Source organism: Paenibacillus soyae, assembly GCF_024623455.1.
GTDB classification, from domain to species: domain Bacteria; phylum Bacillota; class Bacilli; order Paenibacillales; family Paenibacillaceae; genus Pristimantibacillus; species Pristimantibacillus soyae.
In genome coordinates, this window is sequence record NZ_JANIPJ010000024.1 from 22,056 (window position 1) to 46,180 (window position 24,125).

Sequence of the window (24,125 nt, forward strand, 5' to 3'; positions counted from 1 at the left end):
GGCGGGGGAGGGAGCAAATAGGAGATTGACAGTCGCTTAGAGCCACTTCGCAAAGGCCGCGAGAGTATGCTACATTAATTACATATGGAATAGCGGCGACAAGCTTACGAAGTGGGTTTTCTCCGAAAACCCTGAAAGGACTGGGACAAGTGAAATGGATCGTGGGGCTCGGCAATCCGGGCACGCAATATCGGGATACGCGGCATAACGTCGGGTTTATGGTCATTGACGAGCTGGCGAAGAGATGGGGGATTTCGGTCACGCAAAGCAAGTGCAAAGCGCTGATCGGCGAAGGCAATGTCGGCGGCGTAAAGGTGGCGCTCATTAAGCCGATGACCTATATGAATTTGTCCGGGGAGACGGCGCGGGCATTCATGGATTATTTTAAAGCGGATCTGTCGGACATGATCGTCGTATACGACGACCTGGATACGGAGATCGGCAAGCTGAGGCTGCGCTACCAAGGAAGCGCCGGCGGCCATAACGGCATCAAGTCGCTTATTCAGCACTTGGGGACGCAGACGTTTAACCGGATCCGGATGGGCATCTCGCGCCCGCAGCCGGGCGTCGTCATCTCCGACTATGTGCTCTCGAACTTCCCGAAGGCGGAGCGGGAGAAGCTGGCGGCGATGATCGAGCAAGCGTGCGACGCGGCAGAATTCGGGCTGAAGGCGCCTTTCGAGGAGACGATGGCGAAGTTTAACCGATGAACCGTTAAATGGCGGCGATATGGGGCATACTGAAGGGTATAACCAAACTTCAGGAGGCATACATATGGCTGTAAACTACAAATGCAGACACTGCAAAACGTCGATTGGCTCGGTCGATGCGGCATCCGTTACGGAGCAGCAGCTGGGCTTCCATTTCTTGACCCCCGAAGAACGCAACGATATAATAGCGTATGACTCAAATGGAGACGTAACGGTTAATCTTGTATGCGATTATTGCAGCGAGGCGCTGGATTCGAATCCGGACCTGCTGCTCATCGGCAATCCCCTGCAATAAACGGTACATTAGAAATACGCGAGAACAAGCTATGCCGCCAACTTGGCCGGATGTAGCTGTTTTTGCGTGCTCATGCATAGATTCTAAGGCGCAAGCTCTACGAACCTGCTAGGCTAGCAGGTATTGGTTGTGTATAGAAAAGAGGTGCCGCAAACGTTGAAAGCGCTAATCCAAGCTTTTGCCGCGGATGATGACGTACAGTCCATCCTGTCGGGTATTCGCAAAGGAATGCGTGAACAGATGGTATCCGGCCTCGCCGGCTCTTCCCGCCAAGTGTTGATCGCGGCGCTCGAGGAAGCGGTGGAGCGTCCGATGCTCGTCGTGACGCATAATATGTTCTCTGCTCAGAAGATCGCGGAGGATCTGCAAGAATGTTTGTCCGCCGATAAGGTGTTGTTATATCCTGCGAATGAGCTCATGGCTGCGGAGGCCGCGATCTCGAGTCCCGAGACGCTGGCCCAGCGCATGGACGTGCTGATCAAGCTGTCCAAGGGCTTCCGCGGGATTGTTGTCGTGCCGTTCTCCGGCGTCCGGCGCTACCTGCCGATCGGCAGCGTTATGGCGGAAGCGCAGATCGAGGTCGCCGTGGGCGATGCGCTTCCGATCGAAGACTTCCTGCGCCGAATGACGGCGCTTGGCTACGTAAGAGTAGACCGCGTGGAATCCAAAGGCGAAATGAGCGTCAGGGGCGGGATCGTCGACTTCTTCCCGTTGACCGCGGCCCAAGCCTGCCGCATTGAATGGTTCGGCGACGACATCGATTCGATCCGCACGTTCGATCCGGCGGAGCAGCGCTCCGCGGATCGGCTGGAGTCGTATGTGGTCACGCCTTGCCAAGAGATTATCGCGGACGAGATCCGGATGAAGAACGCGGCGAACCATGCGGGCGTCCTGCTCGAGAAGCAGCTGGAGAAGATGACCGACCGAACGGCCAAGGACCGCCTGCGCTCCGAGATGGGCGGCGAGCTGGAGAAGCTGAGGGAGCATGTCTATTTTCCCGAAATCTATAAATATATCGCGCTGCTCTATCCGGAGAGGCAGACGATCATGGACTATATGCCGAGCGATACGCTCCTCATTCTGGATGAACCGACGCGGCTGATCGAGACTTCGAAGCAGCTGGAGCGGGACGAGAGCGAATGGTCGCTCCATCTGCTGCAGAACGGCAAATCGCTGCCCGGCCTCGCGCTGGCGCGCGAAACGGACGAAATCCTGCATTACCGGCCGTTCCCGACTTTGTTCTTATCCTTATTCTTAAGACAAATCCCGCATAGCCAGCCGCAAAATATTCTGAACATGACCAGCCGGTCCATGCAGAACTTCCACGGCCAGATGAACGTGCTGAAAGCCGAGATGGAACGCTGGAAGAAGATCGGCGCGAAGGTCATGATGCTGGCGGGAAGCGCCGAGCGGATCGACCGCATGCGGCGCGTCCTGGACGATTACGGCATCGAGCCTCCGACGCTGCTGGAGGGCAACCTGCAGCAGGGCTTTGAGCTGCCGTCCTCTCATCTCGTCGTTATTACCGAAGGCGAGATGTTCTCCCAGAAGCAGCGCAAGCAGCGGAGCCAAGGCAAGAAGATGGACAATGCGGAGCGGATCAAGAGCTATACCGAGCTGAAGGTCGGCGATTATGTCGTCCATCAGAACCATGGCATCGGCAAGTACGTCGGCATAGGGACGCTGGAGATCGGCGGCATTCACCGCGATTATCTGCATATCGTCTACGCCGGCGGTGACAAGCTGTCCGTTCCGATCGACCAGGTCGACATGATCCAGAAGTACGTCGGGAACGAAGAGAAGGAACCGAAGATCAACAAGCTCGGCGGCAGCGAATGGACGAAAGCGAAGAGCAAGGCGAGAGCCTCCGTCCAGGATATCGCCGACGATCTCATCAAGCTCTATGCGCAGAGGCAGTCGACGCCGGGCTTCGCGTTCAGCAAGGACACGTCCTATCAGCAGGAATTCGAAGCGATGTTCCCGTACGACGAGACGAGGGACCAGCTCCGGGCGATCGAAGAGATCAAGAGGGACATGGAGAAATCGCAGCCGATGGACCGTCTGCTCTGCGGCGACGTCGGCTACGGCAAGACCGAAGTGGCCGTCCGCGCGGCGTTCAAGGCGGCGATGGAGAGCAAGCAGGTAGCTGTGCTCGTGCCGACGACGATACTTGCCCAGCAGCACTACGAAACGTTCCGCGAGCGGTTCTCCGGCTACCCGATCAACGTGCAGGTGCTCAGCCGGTTCCGCTCCCGCAAGGAGCAGAACGAGACGATGAAAGGGCTGAAGAACGGCACGGTCGACGTCGTCATCGGGACGCATCGGCTGCTGTCGCAGGACATTATTTTCAAGTCGCTGGGGCTCTTGATCGTGGATGAGGAGCAGCGCTTCGGCGTCTCCCACAAGGAGAAGCTGAAGAAGCTGAAGACGAACGTCGACGTGCTGACGCTCACGGCGACGCCAATCCCGCGGACTCTGCACATGTCCATGCTGGGCGTGCGCGATCTGTCCGTCATCGAGACGCCGCCCGAGAACCGGTTCCCGGTTCAAACATACGTGGTCGAATACAGCCCCGCCCTTGTACGGGAGGCGATCGAACGCGAGCTCGCCAGGGGCGGGCAAGTCTACTATTTGTACAATAGAGTGCAGGGCATCTACCAGATGGCGGAGGCGATTAACGCGCTCGTTCCGGATGCCAAGGTAACGGTGGGTCACGGCCAAATGTCGGAGCAGGAGCTGGAGAAAACGATACTCGACTTCCTCGACGGGGAATCCGACGTGCTCGTCAGCACGAGCATTATCGAGACAGGCGTCGACATTCCGAACGTGAACACGCTCATCGTGCACGACGCGGACAAGATGGGTCTGTCCCAGCTGTACCAGCTAAGAGGACGGGTTGGCCGCTCGAACCGGATCGCGTACGCGTATTTCACGTATCAGCGGGACAAGGTGCTCACGGAAGTGGCCGAGAAGCGCCTGCAATCGATCAAGGAGTTCACGGAGCTGGGCTCCGGCTTCAAGATCGCCATGCGCGACTTGTCCATCCGGGGTGCGGGCAACCTGCTTGGAGCGGAGCAGCACGGCTTCATCGCCTCCGTCGGCTTCGACATGTATTCGCAGATGCTGGCCGAGGAGATCGCGAAGCGGAAGAAAGAAATGAGCGGCGTCGAGGTCGTGGAGGAGAAGGTCGTCAATACGGTTATCGATATAAGCGTGGACGCGTACCTGCCATCCGACTATATTTACGACAGCATTCAGAAAATCGAGATCTACAAGAAAGTCGCCGCGACGAAGACGTTCGTAGAGACGGATGATCTGATCGACGAGCTGATCGACCGGTTCGGCGATCTGCCGCAAGCCGTGAGCAACCTGATGTCGGTCGCGAGGCTGAAAATATACGGAACCGAATACGGCATCGAATCGATCTCCCAGAAAGGCGACGACTTGATCTTCCGCTTGTCCGACGCAATGAAAGGGCGCATTCAGCGGAAGAAAGTGGACCAGCTGTGTCTCAAACTGGAGAACCGCTTCAAGCAAAGCGCCGAGCAGGAGTCTCCGCAGACGATTCTGCTGAGGGGGAAAGGTCTGAACATGGAGCAGAAGCTTCATCTATGCGAGAAGTTTATGGATGGATTCGGCGACGCCGTCACCGGCAAGGAACAGCTGCAGAATGCCTCGTCCTAGCAAAATTCGCAATCGGGTTCCCTTTTCTGCTACAATACGAGATAAGTTTTAGTTCAAAAAAAGCAGTTTTCAGCACAATAGCTTATTCTCCCGATGCAGCGTTTTTTTCAAAACGCTTCCGAAGATTGAAAGAAGCTAGGAAATGAGGAGCGGTCTACGTTTTCGAAGAAAACGACATCGTAAGCATTCGCTTAGTGGAGGCTACGTGAGCACCTGAAATGTTTCCGGAGGAAACATGCTTCGGAAGCATATGCTCAGTTCCGGCTGAATTCAAGATTCGATGTCGAGTTACTTCCTGGGAAGCTACGTGATCAAAAGTGTTTTTTTTTGAACTACCTATAATCGAAAGGGGATTTAGCATGTTCCACAGTACACGCAAATCGGCATGGCGCAGAACCGCGCTGCTGATCGCTTCAGCGGTGCTCGCCATGACGATGCTGGCGGCATGCGGGGGCGACAAAGGGCATTCGCTCGAATTCAAGGGCGTGGGCGACGGCGAAGTCGTAGCCACGTACAAAGGCGGACAGGTGACGCAAGCCGAGCTGGACAAGTATCTCAGCCTCTTCGTGCTTTCCCAGCCTGCCTATGAGTCCATTGTCGAGGTGCCGGAATTCAAGAAAGCGCTGCTCGAGCAATACGTGTCGTACAAGATTCTCGGCGCTCAAGCTTCGGAGGATTCCTTGAAGGCGGCGCGCAAGCAAGTGGATGAGCAGTTGCAGCAATTCAAGGACTACAAGAAACAAGACGAGACGTTCGCGGCTGAGGTGAAGGAGAAGAAAATCACCGATGAGGATATGGGGACGTTCTTGCTTCTGAATGCGGCAACAATCGAACATATGAATTCCAAAGTAACGGATGAGGATATAACCAAATCGTACGAAACGATGAAGAACGACTTCACGATCGTCTCCGCGCGCCATATTCTGGTCGCGACGTCCGAGACGGATCCGACTACGCAGGAATCGAAGGAGCTGCGTACGCTGGAGGAAGCTCTTGCTCGCGCCAAGGAAGCGAAGGCGAAGCTGGACGCCGGCGGAGATTGGACCGAGCTGGCCAAGCAATATTCCGACGACGGAGGCTCCAAGGAGAATGGCGGCCTATACGAGAACGCAACTGCGGGACAATGGGTCGAAGCATTCAAGAAGGCCGCAATCGAGCAGGAAGTCGGCGTGATCGGAGAGCCGGTCGAGACCGAGTACGGCTATCACGTGATCAAGGTTGAGAAGCGTGAAGAGAAAACCTACGATCAGCTGTCCGACGACCAGAAGGAGCAAGTGAAGAGCGCAGCGGCCTACACGTACATGGAGACATTCATGACGGAAGAGATGCCGAAGCAGGAGCTCAACATTACGCTGCCTGAGCCTGAGACAGAAGAGGGCGAGGCTGGCACAGAAGGCGATGCCGGTACAGAAGGCGAGTCGAACGCAGGAGCTGCCGAAGGCGATGCATCCGGCAATACGGCGGCAAGCGACGAGAAAAAGGAATAAGATACGGAACGAACCGTTCCGCAAGCAGAACAATGGATCTGCTTGCGGAGCGGTTTTTTTGCGTTTAAGGGCAGTAAATGGATACATTTTCCCATCTTGGAACACACTAAGCATTGGCAGAATGAGATCGGCATACAGCCGGTTCTGGAGGTGCGGAGATGAGAAAAACGAACAGTCCGAAAAAAAAGACGTCCGTAACCGTGGTCCATTCTCTGCAGGAGTATGAAGACCGGCAGATCAGCGGTTCGTTGGAGGAAGTCGATGCGATCATCGAGGAGGCGCTTGGCGGCACCGAGGATCTATCCGTTCGCAAATTTCTAATATTCGGGCAGCACCGGGCCATTATGTACGGCTTCTCCCATATGGTCAATCACGTAATGATCAACGAGGCGATCATGAGGCCGCTCATGCAGCCGCCCTATCACTTACAGGGCAGAAGCATCCCGGTAGAGGAGTTGGCGGACGTCCTGCTGCAGGAGACGCTCTACCATGACGATGTTTCCAAAGAGAACAACGTCGCGGCTCTATTACGGGCGCTGCTTGGCGGCGAATCCGTCATCGTCGTCGAGGGATTAGGCGAAGCCCTCTTGGTCGGCTCGAGAAATATCGACAAGAGGGGAATCGAGCAGCCGGCGACGGAGCAAGTCATACGGGGGCCTCGTGAAGGCTTTATTGAATCCCTGGACACCAATTTATCACTTATCCGGTACCGTCTGCAGTCGGCCGAGCTGCGCGTAGAGATGAGGGATATCGGCCGAAGGACGAAGTCGAAGGTTGCCGTCTGTTACATGGAGGGGATTACGGATCCGAAGCTGGTTGAAGAGCTGGATCGCCGGCTGGACCAAATTGACATCGACGGCGTACTGGACTCCGGCTATCTCGAGCAGTTCATCGAGGATCATAAATGGTCGCCGTTTCCCCAGGTGCAATATACGGAGCGTCCCGACAAGATCGTAGCCAACCTGCTGGAGGGACGCTTAGCCATCATGGTCGACGGATCGCCGCTCGCGCTGGTCGTGCCGACAGTGTTCAACCAGTTCTACCAGACGGTGGAGGATTATACGGAGAGGTTTCTCCTGATGAGCGCCATACGGCTCGCGAGGCTGGTGGCCCTGGTATTCTCGCTTGTATTCCCATCCCTCTATGTCGCTATCATCTCGTTCAATCCGGAGCTAATTCCGACCGAATTCGCCGTTGCGGTAGCGGGCGGAAGAGCCGGCGTGCCGTTCCCGGCCGTCGTCGAGGTGTTAATCATGGAGGTATCGATGGAGGTGCTGAGGGAGGCGACGATCCGGCTGCCTCAGCAGGTCGGCGGCGCGTTGTCGATCGTCGGGGTGCTGGTTATCGGACAGGCGGCCGTCTCGGCGGGCTTCGCCAGTCCTATCACCGTCGTTATCATCGCGCTTACCACAATCGGGTCGTTCGCTACGCCAGCGTATAATGCGGCGCTCGCGCTAAGGCTGCTCCGGTTCCCGCTTATTATTATGGCTGGCGTATTCGGGCTGTATGGCATAATGATCGGCCTCATCGTGATCGTCAACCATCTATTGTCCTTGAAATCGTTCGGCGTTCCTTACTTGAGTCCGTTCGTGCCGGGCGATTATAACGGATTGAAGGATCTTCTCATCCGGGGGCCGCTGGGCAAGATGAAGCGGAGACCGGCTTTCTTGAATCCACAGGACACTACCAAGCTAGCGGGGACGGACGACGAGAGCGGCGAGAGTGAGAAGGGGCTGCCGCCGTTGGAGACGACGAGACCGTCCCCCTCGTAATCAGAAGACTTATGAATAAGCGGCCAGAAAGGAGAAATAGGCATGGGGAATACGAATGAACGTCCGATTACGATGCTGCAGACGGCAACCATTTTGGTGAGCACCCTCATAGGCGTAGGGGTTCTTCCCCTCCCGCTGTTCGCCGTTCGAGCCGCGGATTCAGCGGCTCCGTTCGTGACGATGCTCGGCATCGGCTTCGCCTCCATCAGCCTTCTTCTGCTCACCTGGCTCGGAATACGATTTCCGAAGGAAACGATATTCGAGTACAGCAACCGGATTATCGGGAAGTGGCTGGGCACGGTCGGCACCCTCCTCGTCATTCTCTTCTTTGCTATCCTGACTTCTTTGGCGGCAAGGGAATTCGGCGAGGTTGTCGTCACGTCGGTCCTGAAATCGACGCCTGTTGAAGTAACGGTTATCGTCATGCTGGTGCTGGCGGCGATCTCTACGCGCAAGCCGCTTACCTTGTTCGCGTACATGCATAACTTTTATTTTCCATGGCTGCTGGTGCCTGTCGTGCTTATTTCGATCCTCTCTCTCAACAACGCGGAGATCGTTAATTTGCAGCCGATTATCTGGTCGCATCCTCAGAAAGTATTCATAGGAACCCTTACGATCGCGGCTCTGTTCCAAGGCTCGTTCGTTATCACGGTCATCATTCCTTCCATGCGCAAGCCGCAGAAGGCAATGAGGGCGAGCATCATCGGCATATTAATTGCAGGAGGGTTATATCTGGTGATCGTTTCGGCCTCTGTAGGCGTGTTCGGAGCCGAGGAAATCAAGAAGCTGCTGTGGCCCACCCTGGAGCTGGCCAAAGCGACGTCACTGCCGGCCAACGTGCTCGAGAGGTTGGATGCGGCGTTTCTGGCCGTATGGGTAACGGCGGTGTTCACGACGCTGCTGTCCAGCTACTTTTTGACGCTTTATGCTTTGAAGCAGCTATTCAAAATGCAGGATCACCGGGTTTTCTCGTTTATTCTGCTGCCATTTGTATTCTTCATGGCGATGCTTCCGCAGAACGTTACGCATCTCTACGGCGTTATCGAGGATGTAGGCCGAATCGGGCTGGTCATCACGACGGCTTATCCCGCGGTTCTTGCGCTTCTCGCCTTCGTTCGGAAGAAGAGGGGGGAATCGGATGGATAGAAGAGGACTTCTCGCGAGACTGCGGCTGCTTGCGGCAGCGCTCCTGCTGACGCCGCTTCTCTCCGGCTGCTGGGACCGTCTGGAGATTGACGAACGAGCGGTCGTGCTAGGCGTTTCGATCGACGAGGCGACGGAAGGCGATGAGCGCGAAAGCGAAATATCGCACGTCAAAGGCTCGCTTCCACCGCCTAAACACGGGCTCGTCAAGGTAGGCGTGCAGATTGCGCTTCCGGGACGGATCCCGCTCGGCCCCGGAGAGGGCGGCGGCGGCACCGACCCGAGCCAGACGTTATGGGTCATTCACGTGGTGGGTCATTCCATTGACGATGCCTTCATGAATTTGCAGCAGCAGGTATCCAGCAAGCTGTTCTTCGGACATCTCCGCATTATTGCCGTATCGGAGGCGGTAGCGAGGAAGGGGATGGAGAATATAAACGATTATTTCCGCCGTAATTCCGAAGTGAGGCGGATGGCCTGGTTGATGGTGACCAAGGGGAAAGCTTCCAGCTTGATGACAGCCGCGCCCAAGCTGGAGAGGATACCGACGCTCTTCCTTATGTCGACGCTCGACAACTCGATCCGTATGGGCAAGTTCCCGAAAGATTTCATCGGCATCTATTGGAGCAATTCGTCGAAGAAGGGGCAGGAAGGCTTCCTTCCTTATGTTATCCTGAAGGATGAACAGAATGTCGAAATCAGCGGTCTTGCTTATTTCCGCAGCGAGAAGATGGTCGGATCGACGAAGCCCATGGAGGTAGCCGGCTATCTCGGACTGAAAGGGGTGAACCCGGCCGGCTATCGCGCGGTGGTGATGCTGGATGAGGACGATCCCGACTCGGCTGTCATGACCAATGTGACGCACCGGCAGTCGAAGATTAAGCTTAGCTTAAAGGACGGAATGCCGCATTTCCATATCCAGGTGGAGCTTGAAGCGAATCTGGAGGAGAAGCTGAGCGAGCATCTGGCAATTAACGACCCAAGCGTCATTCAACAGATCGAGAGGAAGCAATCCGAAACGTCCGTGAAGTTCTACCAGAACATCATTAAACAGACGCAGGCCAAAGGCTCGGATATATTCGGCTTCGGCGAGCAGATCAGATCCAAGAAGCCGGCTTACTGGAGCCGGGAGATCGGGACCAAAGAGAAATGGCAGGAAATGTACAAAGAGACGACATTCGATGTCGAAGTCGTGGTGAAAATCCGGAGAATCGGAATGAAAGCGACATAAGCCCGCGAAGAAGGAGAGATGGACGGAAATGATGATCCAAGGCATATTCACATTCGGCTTCTCGGGCTATCTCTTCTTGTTATTCGCGGCCAGCGGCGCGTTCCTGCTGCTAATCGAGAGTAAAGCATCGGGATCCGACCGCAAAAGCTATAGGCTCTCCAAGCGCTTCGGCTGGATCCACCTCATGTTAAGCCTCGTCGTCGTCATGATGCTGTGGCTGAGATAAGCAGGCGCTGTATTTTCTCTTGAAGTATTGCTTGATTCTGTAAAAAGTGATATCATAAAAATATCACATTGATATGGAGTGATGCTCATGAGAGAAAAGAAGGCCTTATACGTTAGCGGATATTTGGGATTGCTGATCGCTATTCTGGCGGGATTAGGCGGCGCTGCGCTGGCCATTCTGCAGGCAACGTCCGAAGAACCTTCAGGACTGCTGCTAGCCGTCGGCGTCGTGCTGGTCGTCCTGTCCCTGCTGATGCTGTCGTCGTTCGTGATCGTGCAGCCGAACGAAGCAAAAGTGATTACGTTCTTCGGAACCTATATCGGCACTATTATCGAGAGCGGCCTATGGATGGTTCTGCCTTTGACGTCCAAGTCGACTGTATCGCTTAAGGTGCGCAACTTCAACAGCCAGAAGCTGAAGGTAAACGACGCGGAGGGCAATCCCGTGGAAATCGGCGCGGTCGTCGTGTTCAAGGTAGTCGATACGGCGAAGGCTTCCTTCGATGTCGACAACTACGAACGGTTCGTCGAAATACAGAGCGAGACGGCCATTCGCCATATTGCTGCCCAATATCCTTACGATATATTCGAGGACGAGGCCGGCATTACGCTGCGAGGCAACGCGGACGAAGTGGCGGCCGAGCTGCTGCGCGAGCTGCAGGATCGCCTCGACGTCGCGGGCGTGGAGCTCAGGGAAACGCGCATTACGCATCTCGCTTACGCGCCTGAAATCGCGAGCGCGATGCTTCAGCGGCAGCAGGCTATTGCGATTGTGGCCGCGCGCCAGAAGATCGTGGAGGGCGCGGTCGGCATGGTGGACGCGGCACTCCGCAAGCTGGAGGAGAACGGAATCGAGCTGGATGCCGAGCGGCGGGCGGCGATGGTGAACAACTTGATGGTATCGATCGTATCCGACCGGGCGGCGCAGCCGGTTATTAATACGGGATCGTTGTACAGTTAAGGGCCGCCTTCCATGGCCAAAGAGAAGAAGGCGTTCCCGCTGCGCCTGGATCCGGACATTCACCGCGCGCTCGAGCAATGGGCTGCAGACGAATTCCGCAGCGTCAACGGACATATCGAGTTTCTGCTGCGTGAAGCGCTCGCCAAAGCGGGCAGACTCGGCAAGCCTCGCCTGGATGCCGAGCAGGACAAATAATGCGATTCGACAAGACGGCGTCTGCCTGCTTCCTGCGGGCGGACGCCGTTTTTTGTGTAAACGCCAGCGACTGGGTATGCTTTCAAGGATTGGGGAATAGTAAGGATCCGACGGTGTGAGAAGCACGCGCGCGGCTGCAGTCGTATCCTTCCTGCACAGGCTGGAGTCGTGCATAAGATACTGGGAGCGGATGAATACTATGGTCAGATTCAAAAAAATCTTCATTGAAGGATCGACCTCTTCAATACCGGTTATGGACCCGGTAGGAGTTATCATCCGCCGCGCAAGTCAAGCGGACTCGCTGCCCGGAAGTACTTCGAGGACGGCGATGATCCTCGTGGAGCTCTCAGTGATGTTTCTCATCATAAATTGATGCAAGTATCCAGTCGATTCAAAATCCTCTAGGAAAGCGGGGCAACAAGAAATGAAAGCAACTGGAATAGTACGTCGTATCGATGATCTAGGGCGTGTGGTGATTCCCAAAGAGATTCGCCGTACCTTGCGTATACGCGAAGGCGATCCGCTGGAAATCTTCGTAGACCGTGACGGAGAAGTCATTCTGAAAAAATACTCTCCGATCGGCGAGCTCGGCGACTTCGCCAAGGAGTATGCGGAATCGCTGCATGAAAGCACCGGCCATATTACGCTGATCTCGGATCGCGATACCATTATTACGGTAGCGGGCGCTTCCAAGAAGGAACTGATGGACAAGCCGATCGGCAGCACGCTCGAATCGTGCATGGACAACCGCAAGACGCTGACCGAAGCTAACGGCGGTCCGCATGAGATCGTAAAGGATCTGCAGGAAGAATATAGCGCGTACGTCGTCTCCCCGATTATCGCGAGCGGCGATCCAATCGGAACGGTCGTGCTGCTAAGCAAGGACGAATCGGTGAAGATGGCGCAGATGGAGCAGAAGATGGCGGAAACCGCGGCCGGCTTCCTCGCCAAACAAATGGAGCAATAGCGAACGGTACACATAAGCTTTCAACGGCTTCCCCAGGAACGGGGAAGCTTTGTTGCGTTTTGAACAACCTCTTAATTCGGGTTCAAAAAGTCCGGTTTTCAGCACATGGGATGATGCTTACGAAGCTGCGTTTTTTCAAAACGCTGTAGAAGATTGAAAGAAGATTAGGAACTGAGGAGCGGAGCGTAGTTAAAGCTACGTGAGCACCTCAAATGTTTCCGAAGGAAACATACTTCGTAAGCACACGCTGTTCCGGCTGAATTCGATATTCGACGTCGAATAGGCTTCCCCGAGCTTACTTCGTGATCAAAAGCGGACTTTTTGAACAACCTCTCCGATTTGCGTTATAATCAGGTATCATGTGCAGAATGGGAAGCAGGGAAAACAATGGGGAGCCGTAAGCGCTCGGACAGCCGTCAGTATCGACTCTTGCGCAGCGGCGTCATCTTGATGGCGGGAGCGGCTCTTCTGACGAAGCTTATTGGGGCTTTGCAGAAGATACCGCTTCAGAATTTGGCGGGGGACCGCGTATTCGGCATCTACAACGCTGTGTATCCGTTCTATCAGCTGATCTCCGTGCTTGCGACTGCGGGTCTGCCGACAGCCGTATCGATTCTGATCGCGCACAGGCTGCGGGAGGACGGCGGCGAGGATGGGACAAGGGTTACCGTCGCGGCGGCGCTGCTGCTGCTCGGGGCGACGGGAGCAATCTCCTTCGGCCTGATGTGGATGAGCGCCGATCTGACGGCATCATGGATCGGCGACGACTCGGCCTCGTTGGCCATTCGCGTATTATCCGTCGCGCTGCTGTTCGCCCCGCTCGTTGCCGTCCTGCGCGGCTACGAGCAAGGCAAGCGGCGAATGGGGTTGTCCGCCGCGTCGCAGGTGGCGGAGCAAGTGGTGCGCGTGGCAATGATGCTGCTCGCGCTGGAGATTGGCCTGCTGGCGGGCTGGAGCGATTCGGAGCTGGCCGCGGGCGTTATGAGCGGGGCCGCGGCGGGAGCGGTCGTCGCATTGCTGCTGCTCGCGGCCAGGAGCTGGCGTGGCGGTAGGAGAGCCAATGCGCCCGCGTTGGAGAAGCCTGCGTTAATGGGCGAAATCCAGGCGCTGGCGAAGCTGGCCGGCCCCGCCGCTCTGGCATCGGTCGTCGTTCCAGCGATCGGAGTCGTCGACGCGTTCATGGTGCCGCGGCTTCTTCGGGAGAGCGGCATGGCGGAAGCGACGGCGATGAGCTTATTCGGCGTATACAGCCGCGGGGGGCCGCTCGTGCAGCTGGTCACGATGGTAGCCGGCGCCGCGGCCGCGGCCATGGTACCGGGCCTCGCCGCGGCCAAATCGCAGGGCGAGGCGCAGACGCTGGAGCTGCGCCTGAACATGCAGCTGCGCGCCGCTTGGCTGGCCGGCGCCGCGGCTGCAATTGGGCTCGTTCTGCTCGCGGAGCCGCTGAACGTCATGCTCTACAAGGACGCGAAGGGCACGCTCGCCTTCGCGCTCGTCGGCTGCACCGCGCTCGCCGGCAGCGTCAGCGCGGTCGTCGCGCCCGCGCTGCAAGCGCTCGGCTCGGTGCGGGCGCCTGTCGCGCTGCTCCTGCTCGCAGCGCTGCTGAAGGGCGCGCTCAACGCCGCTCTCGTCCCCTCCCTCGGTATCGAGGGAGCGGCCCTCTCCGGCGTTGTCGCGCTAAGCGCCGCCGCCTTGCTGGGCGCGGCGGCGCTTCGCCATGCGGCTGCGGGGCTTCGCCCGCCGCATGTATACAGGCGCCGCGGGCCGGGCATGGGCCCCGCGGCCGCCGGCATTGCCGCGCTGGCGGTGATGGCCGCCAGCGTCCTGCTGGCCGAGCGCGCGCTGGACGCCGCGCTCGGGTACGGACTGCCGCCGCGGGCTGAGGCGGCAGCTTTGGCGCTGACGGGCGCAGCCGTCGGCGCCGTGGTGTTCGCCGCCGCAGCCTTGCGCGGCGGCGCGGTCAGCGCGCGCGAATGGCGCGCGATCCCGGGCGGCGAGGCGTGGGCCGCCCGGCTTCGGCGCTGGCGGCTTATTCCGCCGGCGGACGAACGCTGATGGCGGCGCTGGGCAAGCCGGCGCCGCGAGCAAAAAAAATGCAACCCGCCTACATAAACGCACGTCCTACTAGGGAGGCTGATTTTTTATGGCGCATTCGCCTATTACGATCGTCGGACTCGGCTCCGGCGACCCTGATCAATTAACGCTCGGCATCTGGCGTCGGCTGCAGTCGGCGAAGCGCGTGTTCGTGCGGACGGAGCATCATCCCGTGATGGCGCTTCTGAAGGAACAAGGCATCGCGTACGAGTCGTTCGACGGCGTCTACGAGCAGCATGATTCGTTTCCCGAGGTGTACGAGGCGATAGCCTCTAGGCTGCTGAAGGAAGCGACAAGCGGCGCGGAGACGTCCGGCGAAGCGATCCTGTATGCCGTTCCCGGTCATCCTATGGTCGCCGAACGCACCGTCCAGCTGCTTCGCGAGCGCTGCTCCGAAGCCGGGGTCGCGCTGGATGTATTAGGCGGCGAGAGCTTCTTGGACGCCGCATTCGCATCGCTTGGCTTCGACCCGATCGAAGGCTTCTCGCTTCTGGATGCGGCCGAGCTGCAGCCGTCGGCCCTTCAGCCCCAGCTGCATACGGTAATCGGCCAAGTATACGATGTCTTCACCGCTTCCGACGTGAAGCTCGCGCTGATGGAGCGTTATCCGGAGGATTACGAGGTCGTTATCGGCCATGCGCTGGGCGTTGGCGGTCAAGAGCAGATCGTCCGCGTGCCCATCTACGAGCTGGATCGCGATCAGGCGTACGGCAATCTCTCGATCATCTACGTCCCTCGCTCCGAGGATCCTGCTTTGCGCAACCGCACGTTCGATCGGCTTCATGAGATCGTGCGCATCCTTCGTAGCCCGGAGGGCTGTCCGTGGGATCGGGAGCAGACGCATCAATCGATCCGCAAGAACTTCATCGAGGAGCTGTACGAAGCGCTGGAAGCGCTCGACAACGACGATCCTGCGGGAATGCAGGAGGAGTTCGGCGACGTCATTCTGCAAGTCATGCTCCACTCGCAGATGGAAGAAGAGGTGGGAGCGTTCTCCGTGTACGATGTCATCCAGACGCTGAACGAGAAGCTGATCTTCCGCCATCCGCATGTGTTCGGAGACACGGGCGCTCAGAACGCGGACGAAGCGCTGGCGAACTGGGAAGGCATGAAGGCCGAGGAGAAGAAACGCAAGGGTACGGATGCGGACAGGAAATCGCAGCTGGACGGCATTCCGCCCGATCTGCCCGCGCTGATGAAGGCGTACAAGCTGCAGAAGAAAGCGGCAAAGGTCGGCTTCGACTGGGACGAGCTTGGTCCGGTGCTGGCGAAGATCGAGGAGGAGCTGCGCGAGCTTCGCGAAGCGATTTCGGCCGAGGACAAGGAGAAGCAGGCGGACGAGCTGGGCGATCTGCTGTTCGCCGTCGTGAACGCGTCGCGCTTCATTGACGCCGACCCCGAAGAGGCGCTCTCTCGCACGAATCGAAAGTTTAAGAGCCGATTTCAATATATTGAAGAGCAGCTTCGTATAAACGGCAAAACTTTTGACCAAACTGATTTACTAGAGATGGATCGCTGGTGGGAAGAGGCAAAGAGGCAGTAGACAAAGGTAATAATCAAAATGTCAGTTCAAAAAGCTTGCTTTTCAGCACCGAGAAGGTTGGATGTAGCTAGAAAATGAGGATCGGAGTGTAGCAGCGCTACATGAGAACCGGAAGTTTCGGCTGAATCCAAGATTCGACGCCGAATAGTCTACTTGAATAGGCTTCGTGATCAAAAGCGAGCTTTTTGAACATCCTCTACTAGAATTTCGCCATATTTCGCCTCTATTCTGCACTATTCCCAAAAAATTTTATCGACATCAGCAGGATTTTGTAGAGACGGGCAGAATAAGTATTCTTCGGAAGAGCAGATTTTGCCAAAGGGTTAGCCGCTATTCTATCGGCAGCCAAAAATAACCGTTAACTAATTAGGAGGAATATTCACATGAACAAAACAGACCTGATCAACAACATCGCAGAAAAAAGCGGATTGACAAAACGCGACGTAGAATCCGTACTGAACGGCTTCCTCGGCGAAGTAACAGACGCGCTTGCTAGCGGCGACAAAGTACAATTGATCGGCTTCGGTACTTTCGAAACTCGCAAACGTTCCGGCCGCGTAGGCCGCAACCCGCAAACGGGTAAAGAAATCACGATCCCTGAATCCAAAGTTCCTGCGTTCAAAGCAGGCAACAAGCTGAAAGAAGCGATCAAGTAATACATGCGCTTAGATAAATTTCTCAAGGTGTCCCGGCTGATCAAGCGCCGCACCGTCGCGAAGGACGTATCCGAGCAAGGACGCGTCTGGATCAACGGTCGCGAAGCGAAAGCTAGCAGCGCCGTGAAAGTCGGAGACCAGCTCCAAATCCAATACGGTCAGAAGATCGTAACGGTCCGCGTGGAGCGTCTCTCGGAGACGACCCGCAAGGATGAAGCCGGCGAGCTCTATACCTTGGTGAAAGAAGAACAGCGGCCCCGCGATACCGGTCTTGACTGGGAGAGCGGCAAGAGCACGCCATAACCTACTTATAACGCCGCAAGCCGGCGCCTTCGGAAGAAGGCGCCGGCTTGTTTTTTCTTTTGAGCGAATTTGCCATAAGGAAATGACAATATCCTTCCGATATAAACAAGGAATAGAGTCGGGTATTGTAGAATGAGGTCTAATACGACCATGGCTTCCACATAAACAAGGGGTGTCATCACGATGCTGCAGCAGTTGTTCAGCAATCTTACGCTTGTACTGGTTTTCTTAATTCTATCCGCGCCCTTCTACGGGCGTTATCCTTATACCAAGTGGACGCTTCTGCACAAGATCGGAATCGGGGTCGTCCAAGGGTTGTTCGGGGTCATTCTTCTCTCCTTTACGATCGAGCTCGACAATAACGTGGTCATCGATTATCGCTATCTCTCCATCCTTATTTCCGCCTATTACGGCGGTCTTCCCTCGGCCGTTGTAAGCACGGTCATCATAGCCTTCTGCCGGTTATTCTATGACGGCACCGTCGACGAAACCGCCGTTCTGGCAGCCTTGCTCTCGCTGGGTGTCGGCATAAGCTCCGCGATAATCGGCAGATTGGTATATCGTTACTGGCCGAAATGGTTCGCGATGCTTGGCTTTGCAAGCGTGTCGATCAGCGCGAGTCTCCTCTATCGGATCGGACCGGAGGACGGCCTCGGCGTGGTCATACAATTCATTTCGCTTATGCTCGTCGGCGGTCTCATCGTCGCGGCTTTTATCCATGTGCAGAACTATCTCCGGGAGAGGGCGGAGCTTAACAAGCGAATCTCCCGCTTAACCGAGCAATTCCAGACGCTTGAGCTCAAGGAGGTGTACGAACGGACGCTGCTGGAGATGCTGGGCTTCCTTCGGGTCAGCTTCGGGAGCATCTACAGCGTGGATAACGGAAAAAACAAGATGTTCTGCAGGGCGGTCAGGGGCAAGCTTCTCGAGGTGGGGCCCCACGAAACCCATACGGTAACCGAGGCGATGGATGCCGTCGTTGCGACCGGCAAAGCGGCTATCTATCCGAATTGGAGGCGGCGGCGCCCCGATAGCAAGATGGAGGACGGCCTGTATCGGATGGGTGTCAGATCGACGATCCATATTCCGGTCATCTATAACGGCAAGGTTATCGCCGTCATTAATTTGGGCTCCGATATTCCCGGCTATATGTCGCAGAAGCAAATTCAATTGATGAATCCGATCGCCTCCCTCCTCGGGTTCTCGGTATCGCTGAAATACGCGGAAGGCAAGTATAAGGCGGTCAGCGAGTCGGATCAAGACGCGGTCATTCTGGCGGACAGCGAACTGAACATTATTTCCTGGAATCGCGGAGCCGAGACGATGTTCGGCTATTCGAACGAAGAGGCGCTCGGCATGCCGCTGTGCGACGTCATCTCGGAGCGTCAACGCGATGCTTACCGGCGGGAAATGGAGCAGTACCGGATCGCGGAGCATGACGCGGCCTGGGAAGGCTCTATGGAGCTGGAAGGCCAAAGAAAAAATCGTTCCGTGTTCCCCGTCGATATAACGCCTAACAAGTGGCAGACGGCCGGCACGCTTTATTTCTCCTGCATCATTAGAGACATAACCGTAAGGAAGGATTCCGAGCGGCTGTTGTCGGAATCCGTCAGCAAGTACCGCGCGCTCGTCGGCCATGCGGTGGATATGTTCTTCATGACGGAGTTTAACCCGGAGCCCATGACGATTCTGGAGGTTAACGAGCGGGTCTGTCAGGTGCTGGGCTACACGCGGGAAGAGCTGTTCAAGATGACGCCTTATGATCTTGGGGTTCAAGATGAGACGCTTCGGCAAGGGCATAAGCACGTCATCCAGCAACTGGTCGAAACGGGATTCGCCAAGTTCGAGATGCGGGTGAGGTCGAAGGGCGGAGAGATCATTCCGGTCGAGTCGGTCACCAAAATTATCGAGCTGCAGGGCAAAAGAGTGTCGATCAGCGTCCTTCGCGATATGACCGACCGGCAAAAGACGGAGCTTGCGCTCAAAGAAAGCGAGGAGCGTTACCGTCGTCTGATCGAGCTTCTGCCGGATACGGTTGCGGTTCATGCGAACGGAGAGGTCGTCTACGTGAACGAAGCCGGCGTTCGCATGTTCGGCGCGGCCAAACCGGAGGATATTATCGGCCGGCGCTTGCTGGAGTTCATCCATCCGGATTCGCGCGAGCTGGTCAAATCGCGGATTTCGATGACGCTGACCACGCAATTGCAGGCGCCGCCTGTCGAGCAACGACTAGTGCGGGTAGATGGCGCGCCGTTCGAAGCGATCGTGCAGTCCAACCGGATCATCTACCGCGGCGAGGAATCGGTGCTTGTGGTCGCGCACGATATTACCGAGCGGAAACGGGCCGAGCAGGCCATGAGGGAGAGCGAGGAGCGTTACCGGAGGGTATTCGAGCTGTCTCCCAACGCAATTTGCCTCTATGACGCGGAAGGGACGATCGTCTACGCCAACGGGAAAGCGGCAAGCTTATTTGCGGCTTCGGAGCTGTCTGCTCTATTGGGGAAGAACAAATTCGAGCTCGCCCACCCGAATGACCGGAACGAAGTCGAGGAGCGTTTTGCCTTGATGCTAAAAGAAGAATTGTCGCAAATGACGTACGAGAGCCACTATTTGACGCTGAGCGGTTCTGTCTTCATCGCGGAGGTGTCGATCACATGCGTGCATTTCGGCGGCAAGCCGCATAACCTGGCCTATATTCGGGATATATCCAAGAGCCGGGAGGAAGAGGAGAAGCTGCAGGAGATGAACCGCATGCTCAAGGAGCTGTCCGCGCTTGACGGCCTGACCGGCATCGCGAACCGAAGAGCCTTCGACGAGGCCTTCCAGCAGGCTTGGCAGACTTCAGCCGGCGAATCGTCGCCTCTCTCGATTATCCTGTTCGATATTGATTACTTCAAGCTGTACAACGATACGTACGGGCATCTAGGCGGGGATGCCTGCCTGAAGAGCATCGCCTCCAGCCTGAAGCCTCTAATCGGTAAGCCCGGCGAAGTGCTGGCTAGATACGGCGGAGAAGAATTCGTCGTGCTGCTGCCGGGCGCGGACTCTGCGGCAGCGATGGAAGCGGCGGAGCGAATCAAGGGACGGATCGCATCCCTCCGCATTCCGCATAAGGCGTCTAAAGTGAGCGATTACGTGACCGTCAGCCTTGGCGCGGCGACCATGATTGCGATGCCGGGGCTTGACCGCACGGAAATGGTCGAATTCGCCGACAAAGCGTTGTATCAAGCGAAGCTTGCGGGCCGAAACCGTATTTATACAGCTGCAGTATGAGAAGCGGCGAAATGCCAAAAGATAAGCCCATCTGTCAAGATGGGGGTTTAGAGGATGGAGAAGGAAAAGGCTTCGGGCCAGAGCACTCTCGTCAGGGGGCTCAAGGCCCGTCATATGACGATGATCGCCATCGGCGGCTCAATCGGAACGGGGTTGTTCCTTGCCAGCGGCGGGGCGATTGCCTCAGCCGGGCCGGGCGGGGCGCTGATTGCCTATGGGGCGATCGGCCTCATGGTTTATTTTCTGATGACGAGTCTTGGCGAGATGGCCGCTTATATGCCCGTGCCCGGATCGTTCAGCACTTATGCGGGCAAATTCGTCGATCCCGCGCTAGGCTTCGCGCTCGGATGGAACTACTGGTTTAACTGGGCCATCACGATCGCGGCGGAGATCGCGGCAGCGAATCTGATCGTGAAGTATTGGCTGCCTCAATCTTCGACGATGCTCTGGAGCGTTATTTTTCTGGGGGTCATGTCGGGAATCAACTACTTGTCCGTCCGCGCTTACGGGGAATCGGAATATTGGTTCTCGTTCCTGAAGGTGGCGACGGTAATTCTCTTCATCGTCATCGGACTGCTTATGATCGTCGGGATCATGGGCGGGCATACGGGGGGCATACGATGGATGGGCGAAGGGGAAACGGCGTTCCCCGGCGGCTTCCTTGCGGTATTCGGCGTGTTCATGGCGGCCGGCTTCTCCTTCCAGGGCACGGAACTGATCGGGATAGCGGCCGGGGAGAGCGAGGATCCCGCGCGCAGCGTGCCGAAGGCGGTTAAGCAAATTTTTTGGCGCATCCTCATCTTCTATATTCTCTCGCTGTTCGTCGTGGGCGCAATCATTTCCTACAAGGATCCGCTGCTCCTGCAATCCGGTATCGAGAATATCGCCGTCAGCCCGTTTACGATCGTGTTCGAGCGGGCGGGCCTTGCTTTTGCCGCGTCGCTTATGAACGCGATTATTCTGACCTCCGTGCTCTCCGCGGGAACGTCGGGCATGTATGCCTCGACCCGCATGCTGTGGGTGCTGGCCAAGGAAGGCAAAGCCCCGGCATGGCTGAAAGTCCTGAACCGGCGCGGCATCCCGATCGCGGCGCTCCTCGTCACGTCGGCCGTCGGCATGCTGGCGTTCCTCGCCTCCCTATTCGGAGAAGGGGTCGTCTACACCTGGCTGCTGAACGCTTCCGGCATGTGCGGCTTCCTGGCCTGGATCGGCATTGCGATCAGCCATTACCGGTTCCGCAGAGCGTTCGCGGCCCAAGGGCGGAGCCTCGACGAGCTGCCGTATCGGGCGTTGTGGTTTCCGTTCGGGCCTCTCTTCGCGTTTCTGGTCTGCTTCGTCGTTATGGCCGGTCAAGGTTATGCCCAGTTTCTCGGCGGCGCGATCGATTGGAAAGGCGTCCTCGCCACCTATCTCGGCATTCCCCTGTTCCTGCTTATTTACCTCGGCTACAAGCGGAAGTACCGGACGAAGCTGATTCCGCTTCGGGAATGCCGTTTGAGCCCGGAGGATTAACAAGAAGCTTAGGTCCGGTTCTAAACCTTGTCTCTCTCCCATAGAGTAATAGAGAAATTAACGAAGCGGGGGACGAGTCTATGGTCGAATCGGGCAAAGGGCAGAAAAATCAAGAGATCAGAATGATCAATCGGAAGCTGCTGGAGCTGACCGGCGTGGTGAACGTGGAGAGCTTCGACAGCGAGGAGTTTCTTCTGGAGACGGAGCTGGGCTTCCTGACCGTCACGGGTCAAAATCTTCATATTAAGCATTTGAGCCTGGAGCAAGGGCTCGTCGCGATAGAAGGCTACGTTCATTCCCTCGCCTATTTGGACGGTACGTCCGCGAATAACAAATCCAAAGGCTTGTTCGGGAAGCTGTTCAAGTGACCTTAACGACTCAATGGCTGACGGTGGCCGTCATGCTGTTATCCGGTCTCGGGATGGGCGTCGTATTCGATGGATACCGCGTCGTGTCGAACGAGCTGAGATTTCCGCGCTGGTGGCTGCCGGTGCTCGATATCCTTTATTGGATGGCGGCCGCGGTCGTCGTCTTCCTAATGCTGTATGCCAGCAACAATGGCGAGGTGCGGGCATACGTTTTTTTGGGACTGGCTATCGGCGTCATTCTGTATTATTGGCTGCTTAGCAAGCAAGTGATCGCGCTCGTGAAATGGGTCATAGAGGCGGTCCGGGCGCTGATCCGTTTCTTGCTCAAGGTGTTCGATTTTGTCATCATTAAACCGATTCTCCTGCTATATAAGGCGGTTCTTGTCATCTTGGGATTTGGGACTGCGCTCACTATTTTCCTCCTGAAAATTGTGGTACAATTGGTTCGTCCAATTTGGCTTTTGCTGCTATGGCTGGCAAAACCGGTCACGCGTCCGATGGGGCGATGGCTGAAGCCGCACTGGGAGCGATGGCGCGCGGAGGAACGTCTCATGAAGGGACTGGCTGCCGTGAAGAGCCTTTGGAATCAATGGTTCAGGAGGGAGAAGCGATAATGGCAACTGCTACTGCGAAGCAGTCGGCACCGGCCTCGAAACGCCGGTACAGGCTCTGGATGATGTTCGTCGTCCTGTTCATGGGCTGGGCGGGTTATACGTTATTCGGACAGATGCAGCAGCAGAAGGCAACGTACCAGAAGCTGACCACCATCGAGGACGGGATCGAGGAGACTCGCGCCCAGACCGAAGAACTGACCAAGAGAGTCGAACAATTGAACGATCCGGAGTATATCTCTCAGCTCGCGACCAAGGAACTGGGCATGGTGAAAGAGGGAGAACAGCAGATCTTCAGCGAATAATCCGGGCGGCCTGGCAGGATGAACGTCTGTTGACCTTGCTTCCGCCATTCGGTTATAATCACGGTAGATACAAGACTTTTGCTTACGGGGCGTTTTTGTTCCATATATCATGCTTACGAAGTAAGTTTTGTTTCATCATTCGCCTAGATATAGGCGATAAGCTTTCAACAAAACTTTTAAGAGAGGAACATTTTATTTTATGGCAATTGAAGTGGGCGCCAAGTTAGAAGGAAAAGTGACGGGCATCACGCATTTCGGGGCATTTGTCGACTTGTCGGGAGGTGTCACGGGTCTTGTTCACATTTCTGAGATTGCCGATAACTACGTCAAGGACGTGAAGGATCACCTAAAGATCGACGACGTCGTCAAGGTCAAAGTGATCAACGTGGACAAGGACGGAAAGATCGGACTCTCCATCAAGCAAGCCATTGATCGGCCGGAAGGTCATCAGCCACCACCCCCACGCGAGCGCTCAGGCGCAGGCGGATTCGGCGGCGGCGGCGGAGATCGTTTCAACCGCGGAGGCCAAGACCGAGGCGGACGTCCCTTCAACAAGCAATCGGGTGGCAGACCATCATTTGGCAAACCGTCATTCGAGGATAAAATGTCACGCTTCTTGAAAGATAGCGAAGAGCGGATTTCTTCCCTGAAGAAGAACACGGAAGGCAAACGCGGCGGACGCGGAGCCAAGCGAGTATAACATCAAGCGCATACGAATAGATACAGCGAAGCCTTAATTGGCTTCGCTTTTTTGTTGTCTGGGCGGGGGGAGCCCAGGGGTGTAGTCGGA

21 protein-coding genes are annotated in these 24,125 nt (G+C 56.5%); all 21 read left to right on the forward strand.

The window, feature by feature from the left end:
• Nucleotides 1-149: 149 nt before the first annotated feature.
• The 21 genes from pth (at nucleotide 150) to NQZ67_RS25360 (ending at nucleotide 24,035) form a co-directional block, all read left to right on the forward strand.
• Entirely contained in the window at nucleotides 150-710 is a 561-nt protein-coding gene (gene pth, locus NQZ67_RS25260) for an aminoacyl-tRNA hydrolase (protein WP_257451440.1), read from the forward strand.
• Nucleotides 711-774: 64 nt separating this feature from the next.
• Complete coding sequence (fin, locus tag NQZ67_RS25265) at nucleotides 775-1,005, forward strand: anti-sigma-F factor Fin (protein ID WP_257451441.1); 231 nt, start codon at nucleotides 775-777, stop codon at nucleotides 1,003-1,005.
• 156 nt (nucleotides 1,006-1,161) lie between these two features.
• Nucleotides 1,162-4,689 (forward strand): transcription-repair coupling factor, encoded by a 3,528-nt coding sequence (gene mfd / locus NQZ67_RS25270; protein WP_257451568.1) that lies wholly within the window; start codon nucleotides 1,162-1,164, stop codon nucleotides 4,687-4,689.
• 359 nt (nucleotides 4,690-5,048) lie between these two features.
• Nucleotides 5,049-6,176 carry a peptidylprolyl isomerase gene (locus NQZ67_RS25275; protein ID WP_257451442.1) on the forward strand — a complete coding sequence of 376 codons (1,128 nt, stop codon included), beginning with the start codon at nucleotides 5,049-5,051 and terminating at the stop codon, nucleotides 6,174-6,176.
• 158 nt (nucleotides 6,177-6,334) lie between these two features.
• A complete protein-coding gene (locus NQZ67_RS25280) occupies nucleotides 6,335-7,948 on the forward strand; it encodes a spore germination protein (protein WP_257451443.1) in 1,614 nt (537 codons plus the stop codon).
• A gap of 42 nt (nucleotides 7,949-7,990) precedes the next feature.
• Entirely contained in the window at nucleotides 7,991-9,094 is a 1,104-nt protein-coding gene (locus NQZ67_RS25285) for a GerAB/ArcD/ProY family transporter (protein ID WP_257451446.1), read from the forward strand.
• Nucleotides 9,087-10,322 (forward strand): Ger(x)C family spore germination protein, encoded by a 1,236-nt coding sequence (locus NQZ67_RS25290; RefSeq protein WP_257451448.1) that lies wholly within the window; start codon nucleotides 9,087-9,089, stop codon nucleotides 10,320-10,322. The genes NQZ67_RS25285 and NQZ67_RS25290 overlap by 8 nt, the downstream gene beginning before the upstream one ends.
• A 28-nt stretch (nucleotides 10,323-10,350) precedes the next feature.
• Entirely contained in the window at nucleotides 10,351-10,548 is a 198-nt protein-coding gene (locus NQZ67_RS25295) for a CLC_0170 family protein (protein ID WP_257451450.1), read from the forward strand.
• 87 nt (nucleotides 10,549-10,635) lie between these two features.
• The gene (locus tag NQZ67_RS25300; RefSeq protein ID WP_257451453.1) at nucleotides 10,636-11,508 is read left to right on the forward strand and encodes an SPFH domain-containing protein; all 873 of its coding nucleotides are present in this window, start codon (nucleotides 10,636-10,638) and stop codon (nucleotides 11,506-11,508) included.
• Between the two features lie 12 nt (nucleotides 11,509-11,520).
• Nucleotides 11,521-11,703: a type II toxin-antitoxin system antitoxin gene (locus NQZ67_RS25305; RefSeq protein WP_257451455.1), complete on the forward strand. Its 183-nt coding sequence runs from the start codon at nucleotides 11,521-11,523 to the stop codon at nucleotides 11,701-11,703.
• A gap of 424 nt (nucleotides 11,704-12,127) precedes the next feature.
• Nucleotides 12,128-12,670, forward strand: coding sequence for a stage V sporulation protein T (gene spoVT, locus NQZ67_RS25310; protein WP_257451457.1), 543 nt, complete (start codon nucleotides 12,128-12,130; stop codon nucleotides 12,668-12,670).
• Nucleotides 12,671-13,057: 387 nt separating this feature from the next.
• The gene (locus NQZ67_RS25315; RefSeq protein ID WP_257451460.1) at nucleotides 13,058-14,725 is read left to right on the forward strand and encodes an oligosaccharide flippase family protein; all 1,668 of its coding nucleotides are present in this window, start codon (nucleotides 13,058-13,060) and stop codon (nucleotides 14,723-14,725) included.
• 88 nt (nucleotides 14,726-14,813) lie between these two features.
• On the forward strand, nucleotides 14,814-16,307 hold the full coding sequence (yabN, locus tag NQZ67_RS25320) for a bifunctional methyltransferase/pyrophosphohydrolase YabN (RefSeq protein WP_257451463.1): 1,494 nt from the start codon (nucleotides 14,814-14,816) through the stop codon (nucleotides 16,305-16,307).
• A gap of 383 nt (nucleotides 16,308-16,690) precedes the next feature.
• A complete protein-coding gene (locus NQZ67_RS25325; RefSeq protein ID WP_257451465.1) occupies nucleotides 16,691-16,963 on the forward strand; it encodes an HU family DNA-binding protein in 273 nt (90 codons plus the stop codon).
• Between the two features lie 3 nt (nucleotides 16,964-16,966).
• Entirely contained in the window at nucleotides 16,967-17,266 is a 300-nt protein-coding gene (locus NQZ67_RS25330) for an RNA-binding S4 domain-containing protein (RefSeq protein WP_257451467.1), read from the forward strand.
• A 183-nt stretch (nucleotides 17,267-17,449) separates the two neighbouring features.
• Nucleotides 17,450-20,539: a PAS domain S-box protein gene (locus NQZ67_RS25335; RefSeq protein WP_257451469.1), complete on the forward strand. Its 3,090-nt coding sequence runs from the start codon at nucleotides 17,450-17,452 to the stop codon at nucleotides 20,537-20,539.
• A 54-nt stretch (nucleotides 20,540-20,593) separates the two neighbouring features.
• The gene (locus NQZ67_RS25340; RefSeq protein ID WP_257451471.1) at nucleotides 20,594-22,051 is read left to right on the forward strand and encodes an amino acid permease; all 1,458 of its coding nucleotides are present in this window, start codon (nucleotides 20,594-20,596) and stop codon (nucleotides 22,049-22,051) included.
• An 80-nt stretch (nucleotides 22,052-22,131) separates the two neighbouring features.
• Entirely contained in the window at nucleotides 22,132-22,419 is a 288-nt protein-coding gene (gene yabP / locus NQZ67_RS25345; protein WP_257451473.1) for a sporulation protein YabP, read from the forward strand.
• On the forward strand, nucleotides 22,416-23,033 hold the full coding sequence (yabQ, locus tag NQZ67_RS25350) for a spore cortex biosynthesis protein YabQ (RefSeq protein WP_257451476.1): 618 nt from the start codon (nucleotides 22,416-22,418) through the stop codon (nucleotides 23,031-23,033). Before yabP ends, yabQ begins: the two co-directional genes overlap by 4 nt.
• The gene (locus NQZ67_RS25355) at nucleotides 23,033-23,335 is read left to right on the forward strand and encodes an FtsB family cell division protein (RefSeq protein ID WP_257451478.1); all 303 of its coding nucleotides are present in this window, start codon (nucleotides 23,033-23,035) and stop codon (nucleotides 23,333-23,335) included. Before yabQ ends, NQZ67_RS25355 begins: the two co-directional genes overlap by 1 nt.
• A gap of 199 nt (nucleotides 23,336-23,534) precedes the next feature.
• Complete coding sequence (locus NQZ67_RS25360; RefSeq protein WP_257451481.1) at nucleotides 23,535-24,035, forward strand: S1 domain-containing RNA-binding protein; 501 nt, start codon at nucleotides 23,535-23,537, stop codon at nucleotides 24,033-24,035.
• Nucleotides 24,036-24,125: the final 90 nt, after the last annotated feature.